This window comes from Paenibacillus sp. USHLN196, from assembly GCF_037144955.1.
Taxonomy (GTDB): domain Bacteria; phylum Bacillota; class Bacilli; order Paenibacillales; family Paenibacillaceae; genus Paenibacillus; species Paenibacillus xylanexedens_C.
In genome coordinates this window covers 623,840-646,099 of record NZ_JBBCYH010000001.1, presented here as the reverse complement: position 1 = coordinate 646,099, position 22,260 = coordinate 623,840, and the positions used below count along the sequence as shown (strand labels likewise).

21 protein-coding genes and 1 riboswitch are annotated in these 22,260 nt (G+C 45.3%); of the genes, 17 read left to right on the top strand and 4 right to left on the bottom strand.

The features are described 5' to 3' along the window. Positions 1-118: 118 nt before the first annotated feature. From WFI24_RS02745 to WFI24_RS02735, 3 genes are all read right to left on the bottom strand, one after another. Positions 119-1,615 (bottom strand): amidase, encoded by a 1,497-nt coding sequence (locus tag WFI24_RS02745; protein WP_336758570.1) that lies wholly within the window; start codon positions 1,613-1,615, stop codon positions 119-121. 189 nt (positions 1,616-1,804) lie between these two features. Further along, positions 1,805-2,785 carry a DMT family transporter gene (locus tag WFI24_RS02740; RefSeq protein ID WP_336758568.1) on the bottom strand — a complete coding sequence of 327 codons (981 nt, stop codon included), beginning with the start codon at positions 2,783-2,785 and terminating at the stop codon, positions 1,805-1,807. Between the two features lie 144 nt (positions 2,786-2,929). Continuing rightward, a riboswitch (FMN riboswitch) is annotated at positions 2,930-3,083 on the bottom strand. Between the two features lie 83 nt (positions 3,084-3,166). Then, positions 3,167-3,667 carry a DinB family protein gene (locus WFI24_RS02735; RefSeq protein WP_336758566.1) on the bottom strand — a complete coding sequence of 167 codons (501 nt, stop codon included), beginning with the start codon at positions 3,665-3,667 and terminating at the stop codon, positions 3,167-3,169. A 142-nt stretch (positions 3,668-3,809) separates the two neighbouring features. On the opposite strand from WFI24_RS02735, the gene WFI24_RS02730 reads away from it, so the two are divergent. The 6 genes from WFI24_RS02730 to WFI24_RS02705 all read left to right on the top strand — a co-directional run bounded on the left by WFI24_RS02730 (position 3,810) and on the right by WFI24_RS02705 (position 11,383). Continuing rightward, the gene (locus tag WFI24_RS02730) at positions 3,810-4,361 is read left to right on the top strand and encodes a CGNR zinc finger domain-containing protein (RefSeq protein ID WP_336758564.1); all 552 of its coding nucleotides are present in this window, start codon (positions 3,810-3,812) and stop codon (positions 4,359-4,361) included. A gap of 120 nt (positions 4,362-4,481) precedes the next feature. Further along, the gene (locus tag WFI24_RS02725) at positions 4,482-5,849 is read left to right on the top strand and encodes an amidohydrolase family protein (protein WP_442956184.1); all 1,368 of its coding nucleotides are present in this window, start codon (positions 4,482-4,484) and stop codon (positions 5,847-5,849) included. Between the two features lie 484 nt (positions 5,850-6,333). After that, entirely contained in the window at positions 6,334-7,770 is a 1,437-nt protein-coding gene (locus tag WFI24_RS02720) for an amino acid permease (RefSeq protein WP_336758560.1), read from the top strand. Positions 7,771-8,028: 258 nt separating this feature from the next. After that, positions 8,029-9,108, top strand: a complete 1,080-nt coding sequence (locus tag WFI24_RS02715) for a hypothetical protein (protein WP_336758559.1) — start codon at positions 8,029-8,031, stop codon at positions 9,106-9,108. Between the two features lie 98 nt (positions 9,109-9,206). After that, positions 9,207-10,130, top strand: a complete 924-nt coding sequence (locus WFI24_RS02710) for a tyrosine-type recombinase/integrase (RefSeq protein WP_145321972.1) — start codon at positions 9,207-9,209, stop codon at positions 10,128-10,130. A 38-nt stretch (positions 10,131-10,168) separates the two neighbouring features. Then, on the top strand, positions 10,169-11,383 hold the full coding sequence (locus WFI24_RS02705; RefSeq protein WP_442956183.1) for a chromate transporter: 1,215 nt from the start codon (positions 10,169-10,171) through the stop codon (positions 11,381-11,383). A gap of 394 nt (positions 11,384-11,777) precedes the next feature. On the opposite strand, the gene WFI24_RS02700 is transcribed toward WFI24_RS02705, so the two are convergent. Continuing rightward, positions 11,778-12,707 (bottom strand): L-lactate dehydrogenase, encoded by a 930-nt coding sequence (locus tag WFI24_RS02700; protein WP_017688122.1) that lies wholly within the window; start codon positions 12,705-12,707, stop codon positions 11,778-11,780. A 288-nt stretch (positions 12,708-12,995) separates the two neighbouring features. Between WFI24_RS02700 and WFI24_RS02695 the strand changes: the two genes are divergently transcribed. The 11 genes from WFI24_RS02695 (at position 12,996) to WFI24_RS02645 (ending at position 22,157) form a co-directional block, all read left to right on the top strand. After that, on the top strand, positions 12,996-14,273 hold the full coding sequence (locus WFI24_RS02695) for a WD40/YVTN/BNR-like repeat-containing protein (RefSeq protein WP_336758552.1): 1,278 nt from the start codon (positions 12,996-12,998) through the stop codon (positions 14,271-14,273). Between the two features lie 144 nt (positions 14,274-14,417). Further along, entirely contained in the window at positions 14,418-14,627 is a 210-nt protein-coding gene (locus WFI24_RS02690; RefSeq protein WP_336758550.1) for a hypothetical protein, read from the top strand. A gap of 263 nt (positions 14,628-14,890) precedes the next feature. Beyond that, positions 14,891-16,684 (top strand): serine hydrolase domain-containing protein, encoded by a 1,794-nt coding sequence (locus WFI24_RS02685; protein WP_336758548.1) that lies wholly within the window; start codon positions 14,891-14,893, stop codon positions 16,682-16,684. Positions 16,685-16,781: 97 nt separating this feature from the next. Continuing rightward, positions 16,782-16,919, top strand: coding sequence for a hypothetical protein (locus WFI24_RS02680; protein WP_336758546.1), 138 nt, complete (start codon positions 16,782-16,784; stop codon positions 16,917-16,919). 75 nt (positions 16,920-16,994) lie between these two features. Continuing rightward, complete coding sequence (locus WFI24_RS02675) at positions 16,995-17,423, top strand: NUDIX hydrolase (protein WP_336758544.1); 429 nt, start codon at positions 16,995-16,997, stop codon at positions 17,421-17,423. 26 nt (positions 17,424-17,449) lie between these two features. Then, positions 17,450-17,872: an NUDIX hydrolase gene (locus WFI24_RS02670; protein ID WP_336758542.1), complete on the top strand. Its 423-nt coding sequence runs from the start codon at positions 17,450-17,452 to the stop codon at positions 17,870-17,872. Between the two features lie 45 nt (positions 17,873-17,917). Next, positions 17,918-18,664 (top strand): class I SAM-dependent methyltransferase, encoded by a 747-nt coding sequence (locus WFI24_RS02665; RefSeq protein ID WP_336758541.1) that lies wholly within the window; start codon positions 17,918-17,920, stop codon positions 18,662-18,664. 29 nt (positions 18,665-18,693) lie between these two features. After that, positions 18,694-19,179: an AAA family ATPase gene (locus WFI24_RS02660; RefSeq protein ID WP_336758538.1), complete on the top strand. Its 486-nt coding sequence runs from the start codon at positions 18,694-18,696 to the stop codon at positions 19,177-19,179. Positions 19,180-19,422: 243 nt separating this feature from the next. Then, positions 19,423-20,580, top strand: a complete 1,158-nt coding sequence (locus tag WFI24_RS02655) for a collagen-like protein (protein ID WP_336758537.1) — start codon at positions 19,423-19,425, stop codon at positions 20,578-20,580. Between the two features lie 288 nt (positions 20,581-20,868). Beyond that, complete coding sequence (locus WFI24_RS02650) at positions 20,869-21,261, top strand: DUF2500 domain-containing protein (RefSeq protein WP_336758535.1); 393 nt, start codon at positions 20,869-20,871, stop codon at positions 21,259-21,261. Positions 21,262-21,407: 146 nt separating this feature from the next. Then, positions 21,408-22,157 (top strand): glucose 1-dehydrogenase, encoded by a 750-nt coding sequence (locus tag WFI24_RS02645; RefSeq protein ID WP_076250310.1) that lies wholly within the window; start codon positions 21,408-21,410, stop codon positions 22,155-22,157. Positions 22,158-22,260: the final 103 nt, after the last annotated feature.

The window sequence follows — 22,260 nt, the reverse complement described above, 5'->3', positions numbered from 1 at the left end:
ATTTTATTAACATCATATTTATTATGTAAACTAAAAGGAATCTAAACTATTTTATCTTGTTATTCAAAAGGGAAAAACCAGCAGAACAGGTCTGCTGGTGGGAGTGCAACGTGTATTTTTAGACTGGAAAAAGTGGGTTACCATTCATCCCGATCCATAATTCTGACTTTTCAAGCTGTCCAGCCAGATGTAATAACCAATCTTCACGTCCCTTGGTTGCCATCACCTGAACACCCATTGGCAAACCTTCTGGTGTCATATGCAAAGGCACACTTATCGCAGGCTGGCCTGTTAAATTCGCAAGCTGGGTGAACGGAGTATACGTAAGACTTGGCTCAAACATCTCATAGATGAGTTGTTGCTGCTGGGTCTTGTCCAGTTCGCTGATCCGCATCAGGTTACGGATCTGTTCATCATGAGGTGTTAACTCTCCAATTTTGGGCGCAGAAAATGCATTAACGGGTGTGACGTAGAAGTCGTAACGCTCAAACAAAGTGGACATCTGAGCAGCGGCAACATCCCATTCAGCCAGACTATGCACGAATTCCGCAGCGGACACCTTTTTGCCAGCTTCAGCCAGAACCCAGGATTCAATCTCCATATCATCTGAGGTAAGAATTCGGCCCATGGAACGTTCCATGGAAGAGATCATTGCCGCCATTTCTCCACTGTTCATCATATAGTAGTTCTCCATCAACCGGACTCCGTTAACCGGACTCAGCTTTTCTTCAACAAGATGCCCTTGGTCTTCCAACCAGCGAACGAGTTTGTGCACAGATTCTTTGGCTTCTGCGCTGACGGGTGTACCTACAGGTGAATCTGTTGTGTACGCAATTTTCAGTTTGCGTTGATGAGGATAGCTCATATCTGCCAAGTAACTGCCTGGAAATAGTGGAGCATGAAACGCAGCTTCAGGCTGAATGACTTGCAAAGTATCAAGGAGGGCGGCGCTGTCCCGAACCGAGCGGGACAGGGCAAAATCAATGGATGCGCCTTGCCATTGACGACCAACTCCAGGCCCCACAGGTGTCCGTCCGCGTGTTGGTTTTAATCCAAACAAGCCGCTAAAGGAAGCCGGGATACGAATCGAACCGCCTCCGTCACTGGCTCCGGCAAGCGGGACAATCCCTGAAGCTACTGCCGCGGCAGCACCGCCACTTGACCCACCTGGGGAGTGATTGATATTCCATGGATTGCGAGTTGGACCATGAAGACGGGACTCGGTAATATTTTTTAAACCAAATTCTGGCGTATTGGTATGTCCTATAATGATAAAGCCGGCATCACGCAGTCGAGAGACAAAATTAGAACTGCGCAATGCACGATGCTCGCTGAACAGGCGTGAGCCTGAGGTTAGAAATTCACCTTCCAAGGATTGGGAAATATCTTTCAGAAGCAGGGGAACACCGGCAAAAGGTTGTTCTCCAGGGTGAACCAAGCCCGCTTCTTGCCGCGCACGAGCTTCATATGTACGAATAACCGCATTAAGCTGCGGATTTACTTCTTCAAGACGTGCAAATGCCGCCTCCAGCAATTCAACCGGAGATACTTCCCGGGATCGGATCAGTTCAGCCAAACCTACCGCATCGTAGGAGGTATATGAGAATGAAGACATGATGATCGTTCCTCTCTGAATATAGTTCATCTGTTATTCCATATGTCATCGTACCACCGGAATAGATAAAAGACAAAAATGATCGAGTATCGAGTAATGAAGAGAAAAAAAGCACTACTCATCGAATTCGATGTGCAGTGCTTTCATGTTTTATTTGATCCTTTGATAAACCTTTAATAAAACATCCACTTACTCTGTACGAAGCTTCGGTGCCGCATCGGACGCCGTTGATGATCGTTCCTGCTGTTTGGAAATGGCGAAGAGGGCAACCCAGATCAAAATAAAGCCAAGCAGCTGCTCCCATGTAATCAGCGTACGGAAAGCAATCCAGTTCACCAACACACCTGCCATCGGGAAGCTCAGTTCCGCGAGAGTTGCAACAGAAGCTTTGGTCGACGATAGACCTTTGTAATATAACAGAAGACTGAGCAAACCTGGTAACAATGCCTGGCCAAGAATGTTGAGGATGACAGCAGTCTGTTCACCCGTTCCAGATGGAAACGTCCACGGCGCACCTTCGTTCCACGTCATAAAGATCAGGAGCGGGAGAGCAACGACGAAGCGAAGAGAGGTGACCGTTTCATAACGCGCCTGTCCCAGCATCAATCGGCCCATTACGGTTGAACCTCCCCATAAGGCAGCAGCCCCAAGGGATAACAGGCTACCTGCATGAATCCAGTTGTCCCAGTTACCTAGTGGCAGTGTAAAGCCGAAAGTTAGCAAATATGTTCCTGCAAGTGCAATGAAGAACAGTCCGCCAAAGCGACGAGGCAATGTCTCTTTCAATAACAGCTTAGCCAGAACGATAGCGAACAGTGGCTGCATTTTTTGCAATAAAAGTACCGTGTTGGGATCGTTATGTGTAAGGGCCATGGTGAACAATACTGTTGCGAGTGCTGAACCACCCCATGAGATAAAGATCACGGCAATCCAGTGGCGAGCGCGCAAGTTCTTCAGATCAGCCCGGAATTTCCATAGCACGGGAATGGCTATAAGACTGACGATGATATGCTCCACCAGTACAATCTGTGTGGATGTCATTGTATTAAGCAAAATAATGCGGAAGAGTGGATCCACACCCCATAGGGCGGCGCCGAGAACAACAAGCCAGAATCCGGTATTACTTCGTTCCTTCCGGTAAACCGCTGATGCTGATGATGTCTTTTCCATATTCAGGACTCCTTCGTCAGAACACGGAATCTTCAGTTGGCAAAATCGACAAAAGCCCCCGTTTTGGTATATACCAAATAAACGGGGGCTCATCCAAGGACATGCGTCAGGAAAGAGGCCTTCCCGTGAACGGCATGTCAATGTGTTGATCTTCTCTCATCCGGACTGTACCGTCGGCCTTGGATTCACACCAAGTCAGTCGCTATATGTCCTTCGTTAAGAACATATAGCGAGTCGCGGGCTGGTTCCGAAGAACATCACCGCCGGTTGGGAATTGCACCCTACCCCGAAGATCCTATTCAATTAATAGTGTGTTGAACAAGCTGTAACATTAATAAGTTCATCTTATTCCTGTAAGCGCTAGCAGTTCAAGCATTTTTTTCAGAAAATGATATTCCAGCTCCCTTGCTGTCTGCGAAGAAGCACGATCTGACCTGCGTGATACGCATCATGGAGTACCCAGCGGGCAAGTTCGTGTGCCCACTTCTCTTCAGAGTCCATATAAGTAGCTTCCAGATCTGACTCCTGCAGCGCCGCCAATTGATCTCGCAACTGTTGAGCTAATCGAGTTGTACCCTGTTGCAGTGTATTCCATCCTTCTGCGTCCGTTGCATCTCCAGAATTCCCAAACGTGTATTCATTGGAGTCTACAGCGGGAAGGGTAGGTTCCTTACCTTGCATGCGACATAATAAGCGATGGTTGTAATAATACATATGGTTAACCAACTGCCAGATGCTTAATCCTCCTGAAGGCGGAGCCCAGGCTGCTTGTACTGCTGTAAGACCTTCCAGGGATTTGGACAAAGGTACAATCCAATTACACTGATCCCAGGTTTCATCTTTTTGAATAAGTAACACATCTAATGCTGTAGTTTTCGTCATGCCTTTATTCCTCCTTGAATGCTATTATGGTTGGTGTAACTAGCTAAAACTGCTTATTGAGGTTACACTTAATATAACACAACAAGGAATGAGTGTAACTATCTTTTTCGATTTAAGATGGTTACATAAAACGGAGGCACATATGGACAGACTATGGACCGATTTTGTAAACAGTGATTATCACGATTGGCGTGGGGGAGATCGATCCGAGGACAGGCTGGGGAAGGCAGACTGGCAGCGAGACTTTCTGGTTAGATGGAAGCTGCAAGCTCCTGTACCCGCATCATCTGAGGATGAATTGGAGATCAGAAATTTCAGGGATGGATTGCTGACCTTGGGAGCTCGAGTCTCTTCCGGAGCATCATTAACAGATGAGGAAAGACAATGGTTGAACTCTGTTATGGAAGCAGGAACGATAAGAAGAAGATTGACCTCAATGAATCAGGAATTACAAATTCAACTTGTTCCGACAGAAGTTCATTGGCATCAGGTTATGGCTGAGGTAGCTGCTGATTTTGCTGTGACTTTGGTGGAGGGAGAAGCGGGCAGGATTCGGATCTGTGATAATTCGGATTGCCGCTGGATGTTTTATGATGACACCCGAAGCAGAACACAGAAGTATTGTGATGATAAGATGTGCGGGAACTTGATGAAAGTCAGAAGATTTCGAGCGAAACGAATAACCCAAAATTGATAAATATTAACAATAACTATATCATGTATATATACTAGCGAAAAAACAGTCAGAAGCCGTTCGGATTCGTATGCAGGATATGATCGTCTTTCAAACCAAATCAGATGGGAGATGTGTCTTGTGCGGACAAGTTATCTGTTGAAAAATGGCTGTGTGTTGTCGATGGATGCTCGAATTGGACAGTATAAAAGGGCGGACGTCCTGATCCAGGATTCACTGATCACGGCGGTCCAGCCCGACCTTGATATTCCGGATGCGGAGGTAATTGATGCTTCATCCATGATTATTATGCCTGGGCTGGTGGACACGCATCGGCATGTGTGGGAATCACTTGTCAAAACAGCGGGAACCAACTGGTCGTTGCCAGTCTATTTGCAAAATCTCTATTATGGTGCAATGGGAAGCAAACTCCGTCCAGAGGATAGTTATATTGCCAATCTGCTCGGTTCCTTGGAAGCGCTTAACGCAGGAGTGACGACAGTGTTGGATTGGAGCATGCCTTATTCCCCCGAGCACACGGATGAATTGATTCGTGGACTTCAGGATGCCGGGATTCGGGCGGTATTTGCTCATGGAGTACCTGGTGAGACGAACTACTGGAATAGGGATAGCCAACTCACGTATTCGAATGATGTGAGAAGAGTCAAAGAACGGTATTTTTCATCACGGGATCAATTGCTTACCTATGGGCTTGCCATTCGTGGTCCGGAGTTCAGTCATTGGGATACAACGGTGAAGGAGATCGAGCTGGCCCAAGAACTGGATGCAATCTGTTCCATGCATGCCGGATTTGGCAGTTGGGGATCGGTGGATCGTTCCATTAGTCACTTGTATGAAGCAGGCCTGTTAAGTCCACGAGTGAATATCGTTCATGGTAACACCATGGGCATGGATGAATATAAAATGTTGGCCGATAGCGGCGCTTCTCTGTCGGTCACACCTGAGGTTGAAATGATGATGGGTCATGGATATCCGGCAACTGGCTATTTTCTAGAACATGGAGGAACCCCTACACTAGGTGTAGATGTGGTGACGTCCACAGGCGGAGATATGTTTTCCCAGATGAAGTTTGCACTTCAGGCGGAACGATCTAGAGCTAATGAACAACTTCTGCAGCAGGGTGAGATGCCTGGTGAGTTGAATTTGCAGTCCAGCCAAGTGCTGAGATTTGCAACTTCAGCTGGTGCTCAAGCATTGGGACTAGAGCAGAAGGTTGGAACGCTGACCCCAGGAAAGGAAGCAGATCTGATCATGATTCGCACCACCGATCTGAATCTGTTCCCCGTCCATGATCCGATCGGTGCTGTCGTGCAATTTGCCAATCCATCCAATGTCGATACGGTGTTTGTGGCAGGCAGACTCGTGAAGCGAGATGGGAAGCTGTTGCATGTTGATCTGGACGCAATCCGCCATGCGGCGATGCAGAGCAAAGATTATTTGTTATCCCAATACCGGATGTCAGACGCGGAGAGAATTACTTTTTCGTGAATTGTTCTCATATACACCACTATCTATATTACGAAATGAAGGGCCGCATAACGCTATGTGGCTCTTTAACGTGCCTTCGGATCGTCGAATTAGACAGGATAAGGTAGAAAGAGACAGCGGAAAAAGACGAAAAGAGCTCTCTTTTGCTTAACTTCATATAACAGAGTATTAAAGAGAGAATTCTTAGAAATTAAGACTCATAAAAACTGCGCATAACATAAATTATACGCAGTTTTGTTTTAAATCCATTTTCATATTCATCCACGTGCAACAGATCATGATAATATTCGCGAAAAAAGAACAAAATAAGTGATCTCTCAAAATAAATTTAACCAAGCAACGCGATAACGTGTAGAATCTGCTAGTTTTTTATAGGTGATCGATAAGATAGAACAAATGACTTTTTCATAGAACAGATGGAAAACCATCCAATCTCCATTACATCCATAACACATTCAAGATTCATGATGAGAGGAACATGACCATGCGTAACAACGAACCGCGATCTTCACTATTCCGTAAAAAACCAATTGCCTCCGGGGGTGATAACAACAGTGCGTTGAAACGGGCGCTTGGTCCATTGGACTTAACCACACTCGGGGTAGGTGCCATAATTGGTACAGGGATTTTCGTGCTGACGGGAGTAGCTGCTGCAACGTATGCAGGCCCGGGGCTTGTACTGTCCTTTTTGCTCGCAGGTATCATTTGTGCATTCGCGGCATTATGTTACTCAGAATTTGCATCAAGCATACCTGCATCGGGTAGTGCGTATACCTACAGCTATACAGCTTTTGGCGAAGTGATTGCCTGGATTCTGGGATGGGATCTGATATTGGAATATGGATTCGCGAGTGCGGCGGTAGCCAGCGGATGGTCGGGCTATTTTCAAACGTTATTATCCGGATTCGGCTTGGAGTTACCTCATGCGCTAACGAGTGCGTTCAGCCCGGAAAAGGGAACCTATTTTGACATCACGGCTGCGGTCATTACCTTAATTATTACCTTTCTCCTGACAAGAGGGGTGAAGGAAGCGGCTCGTGCGAACGGCATCATGGTAGCGATTAAAATTATCGTGGTGCTGATCTTCATTGGTGTAGGTGTCTTCTATGTAGAGCCAACCAACTGGCAGCCTTTCTTGCCTTTTGGCATCTCCGGTGTAACTGCAGGAGCAGCGACAGTATTTTTTGCCTACATCGGATTTGATGCGGTCTCCACTGCGGCAGAAGAGGTCAAGCGGCCACAACGGGATTTGCCAATTGGCATCATCGCGTCACTGGCAATCTGTACGGTTCTCTACATCGTTGTATCGTTGATCCTCACAGGCATCGTGCCGTATAACATGTTGAACGTAAGTGATCCGGTGGCGTTTGCATTTGAATTTGTTCAATTGAAGGGATTGTCATGGATTGTGTCCCTTGGAGCGATTGCGGGCATTACGACGGTATTGCTTGTCATGATGTATGGTCAGACACGTCTGCTCTATTCCATGTCTCGTGACGGATTGCTGTCTCCGGTCTTCTCCAAAATTAGTGGTAAGAGCCAAACACCAGCGGTTGGAACATGGGTTGCAGGCATTATCGTGGCTCTGTTCTCCGGGTTCATCTCACTGGGACATCTGGCGGAGCTCACGAACATCGGAACGTTGTTTGCATTTGCAGTCGTAAGTCTGGGTATTATCGTGTTGCGCAAAAATAACCCCGATCTCAAACGCGGCTTCCGCGTTCCACTTGTGCCACTGATTCCAATCCTGAGTGCCTTGGGTTGTGTATACTTGATGACACGCCTTGCAGCGCTTACATGGATTACATTCTTTGCCTGGTTGATCATCGGATTGATCATCTACTTTGCGTATGGACGTCATTACAGTCATCTAAATCCGGCACGCCGGATCTCCAGTGCTTTCCGATCGAAGGATAAGTAGACAAGACGGGAACATCTTCATCCGAGAATATTTTCCATTTTCCTCATTTCGTATCGCTCAGGCGAGGCGGGATGGGGATTTTTTTTATAGAAATATAAAGGGGGATTACAGCAGAGGAAGGTTGGGATTTTCTTCATATATGGGTAAGTAATAAGGGGTATGACCGATATAATTAAGGAGCCGGGGTTGCGGCTAAGCCAAATATGAAATATATTTGGGGTTGTGACATGCCATCAGACATAAGAGAGGGGATGTATCATGAACACACCATTACATACGAATTCAGATCATCAAAATGCAGCTTTTGGATTTGCACTAGCTGACTCATCCGTACTAGCAGAGGCGAAATTAGTTGTTTCACAACCAGGAGGTGCAGATGACCTGCAGTTCGATATTGATCCGCAGCGTCTCATGAAGGATGGTCGTAAAGTATCTGTCATTGCACAACCGTTGGAATCACCCGTCGATCGTCAAGATGCCAATATCATCTATGGTCAGGAGCTGGCATACGTACAATATGCTGTTGACCTGAAAACGGATAGCACGATTTCGATTGCTTCTATTGAAGGCGTGGAACAGCCTGTTAATCTGGGTTGGTCAGCATTGGCAGAAGGGGAATACGAACTTCGAATCTCCCTGCATATGAAAACACCTCGTATTGCTGAGGGTGCGCTCGAACCTGAACAACTTGCAATGGTTAAGTATGCGCAGGTTATCACCGTATATATATCACTTTTCCCGGCAGAAGCAGCGTCGTTAGCTTTGCCAACTCAACCTGTATGGACTAGGAACCATCATGTATTTGATTCCTATGGCAGAGGAGGTTTCATTCTCGCTGACCTGCCTCGGCTCGCTAAGCGTGTGGAGGAATTGATTGGACCAGGTAACCATAATCTGATCGAACAATTTGCTGAAGGGGAACTGTCGGATACGTTGCTGGAAGAAGGTCTAATGGCGATCGCCTGGGGCGTGACTCCCTGGTGTTACTCACTCTATTCTGCACCAGACCAGCCATCCGCTCGAATGCTTGCCGTGGACAAGCTGGGCGATGAACCTGAACGGAAAGGGATCTACCATATTGATCCATCCATTCAGCAGTTAAGTATCGTACCGGCGAACGAACTGGCTTATTGGCCTGCCTGTGTTCAGAACGATTGGCCTGTTATTGATGTGGCGGGTGAAGGTGAGATGTTACATATGAATTTGTATACTCAGATCTGTGAATCCGTGAATGGGCTGCACGAGAATCCATTGCCATCGTTTGTACTTACCCGCAGTCAGGGCGAGCCCGAGGCGATTATTCCGCTGATTGACGTTGTTATAGTGGATGAGGAATAAGTTCTCTGTTCAGCTTAGTAAGCTTGTTCTGTCATCACAGTGTCAGTGTAAAAAATTTAGTCAACTTATAAAGAACTGAATCGAGGTGACGTAGACAGATGATAACCGAGGAGATCCAGGAGCAATATGCGGACGAGCTTGAAGCTTTTCACATATGGATGAAGGACGCCGGATATACAGGACATACGGTAAAATCATACACAGGTGACGTGGTAGAATTCCTGGTCTCCATTCAAGGAAAGTCACTGGAGCAGGTCAAAAAGCTGCATGTGTTATCTTTTCTCTCTCGCGCCCGGGAGCGTGGGGTTAGTGATGCCACGAGGAATCGCAAACATGCGGCGGTGAACTGTTTTTACAAGTCCCTCATTGAACTTGAAGTATTAACGAATAATCCGGCTTTTGGGATTAAGAAATCCAAAACCGAGAAAAACCGTGCACCGGTTTTCCTTGATGAAAATGGCCTAACGCGTTTTCTGGAGTCGGTAGATGGCAAGTATCGGACACGCAATCTGGCTGTTTTTCTACTGATGGGGTATATGGGATTACGGGTGGGAGAAGTGCATGCCTTGAATTGCAAAGACTATAATGCGGAGCGGCGTACACTAGATGTTTTCGGTAAAGGCCGGAAGTGGCGTTCGCTTCCTGTACCGGAAACCGTGGCAGACGTGTTATCTCAAGCTATGGCTGAGCGATTGGACCCTTGGCGGCCGAAAGAGGAAGCGTTATTTGTCTCGCAAAAAGGGAAGAGACTTTCGATTCGCAGCATCCAGCTTATATCGACCGAGACCTTTGATCGTTTCCAGCAGGAATCACCAGCTAATCAACGCCAGAACTATTCCAGTCATAAGCTGCGTCACTCCTTCGCGACCATGATGTTAAGGCGTGGAGCTGATCTCCGTACGGTGCAGGAGCTACTAGGTCACGCGTCGATTCAAACTACAACCGTGTATACTCACGTAACCAGCCGGGAGAAAGAAGAGGCTATGGCTTTGCTGGACGTTAAACTTCCGAACGCAAGGTGATGACACAACTACTTCATGATTAGGAGAGATGCATCAGTATGGAAGAGGAGAAGCAGAGTTTGGTGCCAGATACCCCACCTTCGAGAATACACTCCCTATGGGAGGTGTTCTTGGTATCAACAAAGCTCGGCTTAACGTCCTTTGGGGGACCGACTGCACACTTGGGTTACTTTCACAATGAGTACATACGCAAAAGAAAATGGATGGATGAGCGAAGCTATGCGGATCTTGTGGGGCTGTGTCAGTTCCTCCCTGGACCGGCGAGTAGCCAGGTTGGCATGGGCATTGGCATCATTCGTGCTGGTATTACTGGAGGGCTTATCGCCTGGATCGGATTTACGCTTCCATCCGTGATTGCTTTGGTGATATTCGCTTTCCTATTAAAAGGATATGATATCGGCAACGCCGGATGGCTTAGCGGATTGAAAATTGTAGCTGTAGCTATTGTTGCTCATGCGATCCTTGGAATGGGACAGAAACTCACACCTGATAAAGTGAGAGTTACACTTGCTGTAATAACAGCTGCTGTTGCTTTACTATGGACAGCCATATACAGTCAGGTGGTACTCATTCTGTTAGCAGGATTAGTTGGGTGGTGGCTCTATCGAAAATCACCCGCTTCACAGGTTCCTGATCTTGTAGTTCCGATAAGCCGAACCGTTGCCGTGCTGTGTTTGATCACCTTTTTCGGTCTCTTTATGGCACTTCCGGTATTGCGTCAAGTTACGGGGGTCGAGTGGTTATCCTTGTTCGATTATATGTATCGATCAGGTTCACTGGTATTTGGTGGAGGGCATGTCGTTCTACCTCTACTGGAACAGGAATTGGTACCCAGAGGGTTGTTAAGCAAAGATGATTTTCTGGCTGGTTATGGAGCAACTCAAGCCGTACCAGGTCCACTTTTTACATTTGCTTCTTATCTTGGTGCCATAACAATGGGGATTCCAGGTGCAATCGTTGCTACTATAGCGATTTTTTTGCCCGCCTTTTTGCTCATCATCGGAACGTTGCCTTTCTGGAGTGCTCTGCGTAGAAATCCGCATATTCAAGGAGCTCTGACTGGGGTCAATGCAGCCGTTGTAGGCATTTTGCTGGCTGCGCTATATCAACCATTGTGGACGACAGCGATCATCACCCCAGCTGATTTCTCGTTACTAAGCATATTATTTATCATGCTTACCTTCTGGAAATGTCCGCCTTGGGTCATTGTTGTAGCAGGGATTGTCGGAGGTATGCTAATAGAGTCTATTTAGGGTAGCCGAGAGGTCTCGAAAAAGGAAAGAGAGGGTAGAATCCAAGGATTCCATCCTCTCTTTTTTTTGTGACTATTTGGACTCTTCATACATTTCCAGTTATTTATTAAAAGATAAGTTGAAAAACAGAAATAACAGGAATTTAGAATAATGTTACAAAAAGAAAAAAAGTATTACGTAATATTTATTATGTAAACTAATGGAGTAAACATGCTTTAAATGAAATCTTAAATCCATCTTCCCATGAGAATGGTAAGCTGAATATCATAGCCCAAAGGACCATCAGTCTCTTCACTCTAGAAGAAACCGATGGCCCTTTGGCTATGAAAAATCTCTTAATGAACAACGTTTAACGTGCTGAATTGTTCACGACATGAATGATTGCTTGGTTGGATTACTCCAGTCCAGCGATCTGTTCTTTTAATTTGTTAGCAGATGCCTGGAAAGCCACCTTCTCGGTTTCATTCAACGGAAGAGGCAGAATTTCACGCACACCGTTGCGGTCTACCACACATGGAACGCCCAAGTATACATCCGAGACACCATTGTAGTCTTCAAGGAACGTCGACACGTTCAGAACGGAGCCTTCGTTGCCGAGAATTGCAGCTACAATACGGTCCAGAGCAAGAGCGATTGCATAGGAAGTCGCGCCTTTGGCATTAATAATCTCATACGCTGCATTTTTGGTACGGTCGAAGATATCCTGTTGTGTTTCTTCATCCAGTTCCAGATCTGTTCCTGCAACGTTAGCCAGGCTCCATACCGGAACTTCGGAATCGCCATGCTCACCAATAATGTGGGCGTGAATACTACGCGGATCGATCCCTTTATTTTTACCAATCAGGTAACGGAAACGTGCGCTATCAAGCAATGTACCCGAACCGATCACACGGGAAGCAGGCCATCCGCTTTGTTTCCATGAAGTATAGGACAGAATATCTACAGGATTGGTTGCAATCAGCAAAATACCATGAGAATTCACTTCAGTAATACGCTCAATAATATCTTTGAAAATGCTTGCATTTTTCTTCAGCAGATCAATCCGGGTCTCGCCTGGTTTCTGGGAGGCACCCGCTGTAATAATAATGATATCCGCATCTTTGCAGTCGGAGTAATCGCCAGCCCATACTTTCACGCCACCCGTAAACGGAAGACCGTGGTTCATATCCAGCATTTCGCCGGTTGCCTTATCATGATTCACATCCACAAATACCAACTCGGACGAACGCTGTCTCAACATTAGCGTGTATCCCGTTGTTGTTCCCACCGCACCCATGCCTACAATCACGACACGACTTGGTTTCAGAGCTGCACTGTTTGTCATGTTCATATCCACTCCTTTTGGGTTATACTCCCATCCATATTAAGGGATTAGAGAACATAAAGCGAGTGTTGTCTATAAAATAGTTCACATTTCATGTCTTTTTACCAATTATTCCGTCGAAAAACATAATAGGATGAAAAGGGCTGAAGCGCAGGCTATGAGTGGGCAATGAGCCTTTTACACAAGGTTTGTGGTAGAATAGGAGCAGTGGATTCTGATGAATCGTAAATAAAACGCCATAGGACAGGCATGCGCGCCTGTATATTGGATGAGAGAGGTGGAACCCACTTGCGTTGGCAATGGATTAAAATCGCGCAGACAGCATTGCTGTCTATAGGTATAGTAGCCTTATTGGCTGCCTGCACCGACTCAGATCAGCCGCCAGAAGCAGAACCTCCACAACAGCAGGAGGACGCTGGGAATACAGGACAGACGTTAACCGTCGTTCCCCCGGTGAACAGTACGGAATCTGCGGATATGGCGAAGTACCAAATACAGACCCGTTTGACCGATTTTCAGTTGCTCAATGACAACGGAGGATTGGCATGGGGGGTAACACGAAATGCGCTGCGTCTGTACTACACGCAGGATCAGGGAAAGACCTGGATCAATATTTCACCTTCGGAAAATGTACAGTTTCCGGCTAACCCTAAATATGGACAAAGCATTTATTTTGTAGATCGTGCGCACGGTTGGATTGTTCGTGAAGGCATGGGCGGAACAGATACCATGGTGCTTCGTACCAACAATGGAGGCGTAAGTTGGAGTCTGTCTTCTCTGTCCAAAACGGATAAAGTAACTGCGATCTCATTTGTATCTCCTGAAAAAGGCTGGATTCTCACCACGGTGGATACCGCTATTGGTAAACAGGAGAAGAAACTTTACTTTACCGAGGATGGTGGAATCACCTGGAATCGGATGTCATCCAGTGATGAAGACGGCAAACAGGAAGCAGAAGAGATTTCCAAACGTGGATACACAACAGGGATGACTTTCTCGGATCCGAAGCATGGTTTCTTAACAGCGCTTGAGTTCGGCACACCGAAGTTGTATGTAACGTCGGACGGGGGAGAGAATTGGGACACTGGACCATCTTTCTTTGATCGAAACAAATTCAACGGGTGTGGTAATTTCAGTGTCAGTTCACCACAATTTTTTGGACGTGAAGTACAGTCAGCCTGGATGTCAATGTCCTGTTCCCAAGGGGAGAGCACCACTTTCAATGGCTTCTTCACAACAGATGGCGGAAAGAGCTGGAAGCTGTCCAACTTCAGTTTGAATAAACAAACGGGTACGAATCGCAATCTTGCACCAGTATTCCTGAACGCATCAGAAGGTTGGGCGATGCAAAAGGGGATAACCTACCACACCAAGGATGCAGGCAAAACATGGAGCGCTCTTCCTGCAAGCAGTGTACTGGAGAAAATTCTCGAGGATTATCCGGAGATTGTGAAAATTCAGATGGTTACGTCCAAGCTTGGCTGGATATTGGTTGAAAATACGGATGCCAAAAGGTCGTTGTTACTGCAAACGGTAGACGGCGGCGTACATTGGAAAGTACTTTAAGAGTAATGTGTATAGATGTGAATAGATAGGAAAGTAGAGGAGCCTGAGGGATCCTTTTCTTTTTTGATTAGTTTGTGAAATAAATCACAAATAAATCCTCTTAAAGGTGATATATTTAATTCAACAAGAGAAGGAGTGATGAAGATGAGAACCAACGGTCAGACTCAATTCACGCAGGCGGACGAATTAACCAGATATATGCTTCAATTATGCTACACATGTGACGATGCCAATCGTTGTACAACTGAGGAAGCAGTGAAGGCTTGCATGGCAGAACACGCACAGGCAGACCAGCCCGAACCAGCCAAAGGCGGAGAAGTAACTCGCGGCTTTATGGATCTGATGTACGCTTAGGCTAATCATTCACGGAGAACGCTCCTGCAGGAGCGTTCTTTTTGATTTGAAGTAAAATGTATGCGCTTTTAAATGTACTTCGCAAATATTGCAGCATGGGTTATTATAGAAATAATTAAGGTAATTTACTCAAAATGTGGAATTTGAGATACTTTTTTAGATGGTAGATTAAATATTTTCAAGTCAGTAAACACCTGAATTAGTTTATAAGTACATAGCTGAGTCAGATCATTATTATTTTAGATATTAAAGGAGTGTAGCTAATGCAAATCAATCAAAGATATCAAGGTCTTAATAAAGTAATCGTTGGTGTTCTGGTACTCGCATTAATCATTGTGACATGTGCGGAACCTGTGCACGCTGAGGTAGAGAAGGTGGAGACTACGCCCTCCAGGATTGTGTTGTCTTCGCTAGAGGAAACGATAGATTCATATGTGGCTACGAATCAGAAGAACACCGCTGCCGTTTCGGTTGTAGCTATCAAGAACGGTGAGACCATTGTGAATAAGGCCTATGGATACGCAGAACTTGAGCAACAGAGAAAGGCAGACACCTCTACTGTGTTTGAATGGGGTTCAACTTCTAAACTATTGGTCTGGACGAGTGTTATGCAACTTGTCGAGCAGGGGAAGCTTGATTTGGATACCGATATTCAGGAATATTTGCCGGATGGATTTCTAAAGAAACTTGAATATGATAATCCTATTACTCTAATGAATCTTATGCATCATAACGCAGGATGGGAGGATAGATTGATCGATTTATGGTATTCATCCGAGAGTGATATTTTGGAATTAGGTGAAGCTTTACAAAAATTTGAACCGAGGCAGATCGATAAACCTGGGAGTGTCGTTGCTTATTCAAACTATGGTACGGCTATGGCTGCTTATATCGTTGAGGTGCAAAGCGGACAACCCTTTTACAAATATGTCAATGAATATATATTTAAACCGCTGAATATGAAAGACACTTCGATTCACCCGTCACAGTATGATAATCTAAACGTCTTAAAAAGGAGAAATGAGATTCAAGGCTACACTACGAATCTGAAACTTATCCCTAAGAACAGAGCATACATAAGCTTGTACCCTGCGGCGGGGGCCATTGGCACAGCAGAGGATGCAGCTAAATTCCTTGCAGCCTTAATGCCTGTGGATCGTAGCAATTTATTATTCGCAAACAAGGACACGTTAGACGAGATGCTTTCAACCAGTCTATATTATGATGGAACTTCTACTCCTCGAATTGCGCATGGTTTTTTTGAAGTTGAGTACTGGGTGCCTGCACTGGAACACGCTGGAAGTACGGCGGGATTTTCAAGTAGATTTGTTTTTGATCCGGAGTCTAATTTTGGGTTAGTGGTCATGACAAACCAGTTAAATGAAATGGCTTATAGCGTTGGTCTTGTCCAGAAGGTGTTTGGAAGTAGTTTCAGCACGAATTCAGTTACATCTGAGAGTGGAGGATATTATCTGCCTGCGCGACGGGTCGTTTCCGGTTTTACGATGGCATATTCCATGTTAAGTCTGCAGAAGTATACAACATTTGACCTTAGTAATTTTGCAAATGTTGTTGAGCGTAATGGCACTGTTGAGAAGGTCTCTATGTCTTATAATGACTTTTTGCCCGTATCCAACTTAACAATAAACTTGATTAAAGCATCTTTTATTGCTCTTGCAGTAGCCATCCTACTCAGTTTAAGAGCTACAATTGGTTATTTTATTCGGTTATCCAAATACAAATTAAAAAACTGGGAAAGACCCGGCACAGGATTTGATAAATATCATATTGTCATTAATATCGCCAGTCTGGCATTAATTTTGAATACGATCCTATTGTTCATGCGCGCCTTAGGCTTCTCCCCCTATTCTTCATTGCGCATACATCTCATCTTGAACCTGGTTTATGTGATTCTAGCTGTGGTGTATCTTGTCTTGTTGTTCTACAAAGTGCTGAAAAGAAGCTATAGTAAAAAGCAAAAGGCGGTATACATCATGTCTGGCATGTCGACTTTCCTGTTTGCTGCTTTTGTTGTGGGATGGGATTTGTACTTTTAGAGTTGTAAGCAAAGTTATTATTCTTTTGGTATAAGAGCTGATATTTTCATAGAGGACTTCCTCAGAAAGGGCACGAAATAGTAGAAAGGATGAAAACATGAATATTCAGGATCTCACCATTGAGATAATAGAACAGTTAGGGAAAGTCCAGAACATCACTTTTTCTAAGCAAAGACATACTTCTACTGTAGCTATTCTGGATACGCTTGAGATGGCTTTTGATGGATTATATTGATGGAACTTCTTTTAGTCTGGTTTTGAATCATGCTATTCAAACTAATATCCAATTTCTATAGAAGGAGTCGAAAAAATGAGCCTTCCAAAACATATCGTATCTGCCGCTGCAATCGTCATAAACGAAAAAAATGAATTATTACTTATTAGAGGACCACGAAGAGGATGGGAAATGCCAGGTGGTCAAGTAGAAGAAGGAGAATCCCTAAGTCAAGCTGCAATCAGAGAAACCAAAGAGGAGTCTGGAATCGACATTGAAATCATCAAATTCTGTGGAATATTTCAGAATGTCGAAAATTCAATATGTAACACGTTATTTTTAGCAAGACCAATAGGAGGAGAATTAACGACAACATCAGAGAGCCTAGAGTCTGGTTTCTTTCCGATCGAAGAAGCACTTTTAAAAGTCGTCGAATGGAAAAACTTTAGAGAAAGAATAGAGTATTGCTTAAAGCCTGAGCTGCAACCTTTTTGTGTTGAGTTCAGTGATAAGAATAATATTTAAAAGTTTCCGGAAAGGAAGTTCAATCAATGAAACGAGTCGATGTAGTATACTCACTACTAACCAATCCATCCAAAACTAAAGTCCTTGCCGTAAGAAATGTAGGACGTTCAAGTTGGTCGCTACCAGGTGGGGCTGTTGAACCCGATGAATCATGGGAACAAGCAGCTATTCGAGAAGCCCATGAAGAAACAGGCCTGGATGTTAACGTCCACGGTATTGTAGCGATTAATGAGTGTAAGTTTGAAGAAATCAATGAACATGTCATTTTTATCACATTTAGATCAGAAATCGTCGGAGGGAGAGAAGAGATATCAAGACCAGACGAAATCGCTGAGATTGCATGGTTGGATATAGAACAGGCAGATGAACTAATGCCTTATTATAAGAATGGCTTTAAAAGCTTACTTGGTGGCAATGAGATTACATATTTCAACGAGGGTAACAAGTGATGTTCTGGAGGTAGTGGTCTGCATCTCTAATTAGGGGGCATTACGGTGAATAAGCACAGTGTATACGAAACAAACAGCTTCTATTGGGATATAAAAGGAAATGAATTTTTAAGAGCAATCGTGCTTCCTCATTATGGAGCATTTGTTACAGAAGAGAAACACCAACTTTTTGGTGATGTCTCAGGATTAAAGATGTTAGAGGTAGGCTGTGGAAATGGTCAATCCCTGCAATATCATGGGGATCGCAAAGCAGGTGAACTGTGGGGAATGGATATCTCCGAGAAACAAATTGAAAAGGCAGCGCAACATCTCACCATGTGTGGTCTTTCGGCAACATTGATTTGTTCACCCATGGAAGAGGAATGTGGTATTCCTAAGAATTATTTTGAAGCTGTGTATTCGATTTATGCCATAGGTTGGACAACCGATCTTGAGGGTACTTTCCGCCAGATCGCTTCTTATTTAAAGAATGATGGTATTTTCATTTTCAGTTGGTCTCATCCAATTCATCGAAATGTTGTTGAAGAAAACAATAAATTTGTATTTAAAAAACCTTATTCTGATGAATCTTGGTATGCGGTGTCTCCTGATTTTTGTCAGGGAGAATTAGTTTTAGCTGATCGTCAAATATCAACCTATGTCAATGCGTTAGCGAAAGCAGGATTTGTTATTGAACAAATGATAGAAGAATCCGATGAGGATATCATGCAATTACATGATCATAGCGATAATCTCCTTAAAAGAGCGAAGATGTTACCTGTAACCTTTGTTATCAAAGCGAGAAAACTTTAAAAGCTGACTTTTTAACAAGGAGGACATCCATGAATAAATTACCTTTATTTATAGTGACAGGCGCAAGTGGAACAGGGAAAACAACGGTCTCGTCACATGTTCGCAAGCTACTCCCGGATTTTGACGTCTTTGATATGGATATCATCAATAATGTGGATTGGCAGGTTGCCAAAGAGAATTGGTTGAGGATTGCGTATAGCATTTCTTTAAGTGGCCGAGGGACTGTTTTATGTGGAACGATGGTGCCGGAAAACATTGCATCGTCCGATTACATAGATCGATTTGATCGGATTCTATATATGAACTTACATTGTAATGATGTCACACGTGAGACGAGGTTGAAATCACGGGGGTGGGATGAGAATTCAATCGAAGATCACAAGAATTTTGCGAATTGGTTACTCCAAAATTCGAAAACTGCATTTGATCCGGAAATGCCAACAATTAATACTTCAGAATTATCAGCAAAAGAAGTAGCTGATCAAATTAAAGAATGGATCTTGAAGAAGTCGTAAGTACATCACACTTTCAATTTAAGTTGGAATGTAGAACCAATAAATATAAACAACTAAGCTCTGTAGGCCAACGCCGATAGAGTTTTTTTAGTTTGTAGCATTCAAATAGAGGCTATTCTACGATGTTATTCGCCCTTTTTCATGAAAATGGGTTTCACTTTAGTGGGGAATTGGTTGTTCGTCCATGCATTTAACCCATCATATACGTACGTTAAACTATGTCTATAGGGAGGTGTCCACACCGTGAGCCATTCGGAAGTGAAGAAGCGTATGAAGAGAAAAAAGGCGACAGTATATCCATGCAAAGTTAAAAGAAAAGAACGCCGATTGAAAGTGGTTAAAAAGTTCGTTCAAGTAAAATGTCCTCCTCCAGAAGTGAATATATCTACTCCTACTGTTGTTGGCCCAACAGGACCACAAGGTTTACAAGGTATACAAGGCGTACAGGGTATTCCAGGTAAACAAGGGGTGGAAGGGCCACCTGGAGCTCAAGGACCAGCGGGGGGACCACCTGGACCACAAGGGCCTCAGGGACAGCCCGGTCCCGCTGGAGCAGTAGGCTCTCAAGGACCGGTGGGACCCGCTGGACCCATGGGAGCTCAGGGGATTCCGGGAGAAGCAGGTGCCGTAGGGCCACAAGGTCCGCAAGGTAATCCAGGTCCTGCAGGTGCCATCGGACCGCAAGGTTTCCCCGGCCCAGCAGGTGCAACAGGAGCAGTAGGCCCCGCTGGAGCAGTAGGCCCGGCAGGTGCAACAGGAGCGGTAGGCCCCGCTGGAGCAGTAGGCCCGGCAGGCCCAGCAGGTGCAACAGGATCGGCAGGCCCCGCTGGAGCAGTGGGCCCAGCAGGCCCAGCAGGTGCAACAGGAGCGGTAGGCCCCGCTGGAGCAGTAGGCCCAGCAGGCCCGGCAGGTGCAACAGGAGCGGTAGGCCCCGCTGGAGCAGTAGGCCCGACAGGTGCCACAGGAACAGCGGGAGGCGTACTGGGATTTGCTGACTTTTTCGCGCTGATGCCACCTGATAATGCTGCAACGGTTGCTCCAGGCACAGATGTCAGCTTCCCTCAGAATGGACCAACAAGTGGAACAACTATTGCCCGCACGGGACCTAGTGCATTCAATCTGGCAGCGATCGGTACGTATCAGATTTTGTTCCAAGTGAGCATCAATGAAGCGGGTCAACTAATTTTAACTCTTAATGGAGCTGATTTGGCTCCAACAGTAGTTGGGCGAGCAACTGGAACATCTCAGATTGTAGGCATCGCCTTGGTACAAACAACCGTCATCAATTCGATCTTAACTGTACGAAACCCGGCTGGTAATGCGACTGCATTGACAATCACACCTCTTGCAGGAGGAACAAGACCTGTATCGGCTCATCTTGTTATTACTCAACTAGCATAAGATCAGTTAAATAGGATTCGGGTTGCCATCTGACTTAATAAATCCGTTGCTTCCAGAAGCAAACATTGGCGATTAGACTGAGATAACAGTCTTTCAATAAGGCGGTCATCTCAGTCGGAGCCGATAATGGCATGAAGAGTGTGATAGAAGATGTGATTACATATAGCGCTTCGTTCATGCTATACGGGCATGAATCCGGATAACAAGTTTCGTGTTCGTCCGCATATACATTACAGGAGACGGGTCAAGACTCCGGCTGTCCTAAGTTGTATGAACGGAGGGAGAGACATGGGCATTGAATCATCCTGGATGTTTGATTTGTTTGGAACCGTCTTTCCGGTTGTATTTGTTCTAATCATAGGCATTGTCCTTCTGTCGGTGGGAAAAGAGATATGGAGGTGGGGGCGCAATAACTCCGAGCCGCTGCTGACCGTACCCTCAAGAATCACCAGCAGACGGATGAAGATGAGTCAGTCGCCATCTGAATCAGGCAGTACAGCACGAACACTATATTACGTCACCTTTGAAGTCGAGAGCGGAGATCGTCTCGAATTCAAAGTCAATGGCGAAGAGTATGGTTTGTGCGCTGAGGGGGATGAAGGACGGCTCTCATTCAAAGGGACGCGTTACATAGGCTTCGAGCGATATAATCGCTTGTATTCCGAACGCCTACGCGGTTAAACTGAGCAGCTTGCGCCAGGATGGCGTGAGCTTTTTTTGATTCTTTATCGGACAAGCGTTTCTAAATGGTCCTAACGTGTTTTTATATAAGAAGAGGCTTAAAGAGATTATGATCGAAGATCATTACTATAGAGGAGGTAATCAATATGTCATTTACAGATCAGGTCGTTGTTGTAACCGGGGCTGCTCAGGGAATAGGACGAAGTGTGGCCGAGGCTTATGCGGTCGCCGGGGCTAAAGTTGTACTTGCCGACCACAAGGAAGCCGAGGGTGCTGCAGCCGCAGCTTCCATTCGCAATGAAGGTGGAGAAGCCATCTTTGTTCAATGTGACGTTCGGAGCGAGCAGGATATTACGAATCTTTTTCGTACGACCGTGGAGGAATTCAAACAAATCGATGTTCTGGTGAATAACGCAGGACTAGCAAAATGGAAGTCTCCCTATGAATTAACGCTGGAAGAATGGGACGATGTGCTCAATACCAATGTGAGAAGTTGCTTTTTGGCGAGTCGGGAAGCGGCCAAACATATGAAAAGCAATGAACATGGGGGTGCCATTATCAACATGGCCTCTACCCGTGCGCTGATGTCCGAGCCGGATACCGAAGCCTATGCTGCATCCAAAGGGGCGATTGTAGCCCTGACGCATGCGCTGGCAGTCTCACTGGGCAAAGACCAAATTCGGGTCAATTGTATCAGTCCGGGATGGATTGAGACAGGAGACGTGGAGAAACTGAAAAAGGAGGATCATGAACAGCATCCATCCGGTCGTGTGGGTGTTCCTTCAGATATCTCCCGTGCTTGTCTATATTTATCTGACCCAAGCAATACCTTTGTCACAGGGACCAACCTCGTTATTGATGGAGGCATGACCCGAAAAATGATATATGAGGACTAGAACCGGGATAGACCCGGGCGAGTCACACAGTGTCCCAACATAAGAGTAATAAGCCCAAGTTAAGCACTTGGGCTTATTTGTTTTTAATAACCCGGTTGCTATA

Coding starts and splice junctions, on each gene's coding strand:
- WFI24_RS02690 (WP_336758550.1), top strand. CDS start 14,418: ATGAGAACCAACGGTCAGACTCAATTCACGCAGGCGGACGAATTAACC.
- WFI24_RS02720 (WP_336758560.1), top strand. CDS start 6,334: ATGCGTAACAACGAACCGCGATCTTCACTATTCCGTAAAAAACCAATT.
- WFI24_RS02645 (WP_076250310.1), top strand. CDS start 21,408: ATGTCATTTACAGATCAGGTCGTTGTTGTAACCGGGGCTGCTCAGGGA.
- WFI24_RS02735 (WP_336758566.1), bottom strand. CDS start 3,667: ATGACGAAAACTACAGCATTAGATGTGTTACTTATTCAAAAAGATGAA.
- WFI24_RS02700 (WP_017688122.1), bottom strand. CDS start 12,707: ATGACAAACAGTGCAGCTCTGAAACCAAGTCGTGTCGTGATTGTAGGC.
- WFI24_RS02740 (WP_336758568.1), bottom strand. CDS start 2,785: ATGGAAAAGACATCATCAGCATCAGCGGTTTACCGGAAGGAACGAAGT.
- WFI24_RS02705 (WP_442956183.1), top strand. CDS start 10,169: ATGGAAGAGGAGAAGCAGAGTTTGGTGCCAGATACCCCACCTTCGAGA.
- WFI24_RS02670 (WP_336758542.1), top strand. CDS start 17,450: ATGAAACGAGTCGATGTAGTATACTCACTACTAACCAATCCATCCAAA.
- WFI24_RS02650 (WP_336758535.1), top strand. CDS start 20,869: ATGGGCATTGAATCATCCTGGATGTTTGATTTGTTTGGAACCGTCTTT.
- WFI24_RS02660 (WP_336758538.1), top strand. CDS start 18,694: ATGAATAAATTACCTTTATTTATAGTGACAGGCGCAAGTGGAACAGGG.
- WFI24_RS02675 (WP_336758544.1), top strand. CDS start 16,995: ATGAGCCTTCCAAAACATATCGTATCTGCCGCTGCAATCGTCATAAAC.
- WFI24_RS02710 (WP_145321972.1), top strand. CDS start 9,207: ATGATAACCGAGGAGATCCAGGAGCAATATGCGGACGAGCTTGAAGCT.
- WFI24_RS02685 (WP_336758548.1), top strand. CDS start 14,891: ATGCAAATCAATCAAAGATATCAAGGTCTTAATAAAGTAATCGTTGGT.
- WFI24_RS02715 (WP_336758559.1), top strand. CDS start 8,029: ATGAACACACCATTACATACGAATTCAGATCATCAAAATGCAGCTTTT.
- WFI24_RS02680 (WP_336758546.1), top strand. CDS start 16,782: ATGAATATTCAGGATCTCACCATTGAGATAATAGAACAGTTAGGGAAA.
- WFI24_RS02730 (WP_336758564.1), top strand. CDS start 3,810: ATGGACAGACTATGGACCGATTTTGTAAACAGTGATTATCACGATTGG.
- WFI24_RS02745 (WP_336758570.1), bottom strand. CDS start 1,615: ATGTCTTCATTCTCATATACCTCCTACGATGCGGTAGGTTTGGCTGAA.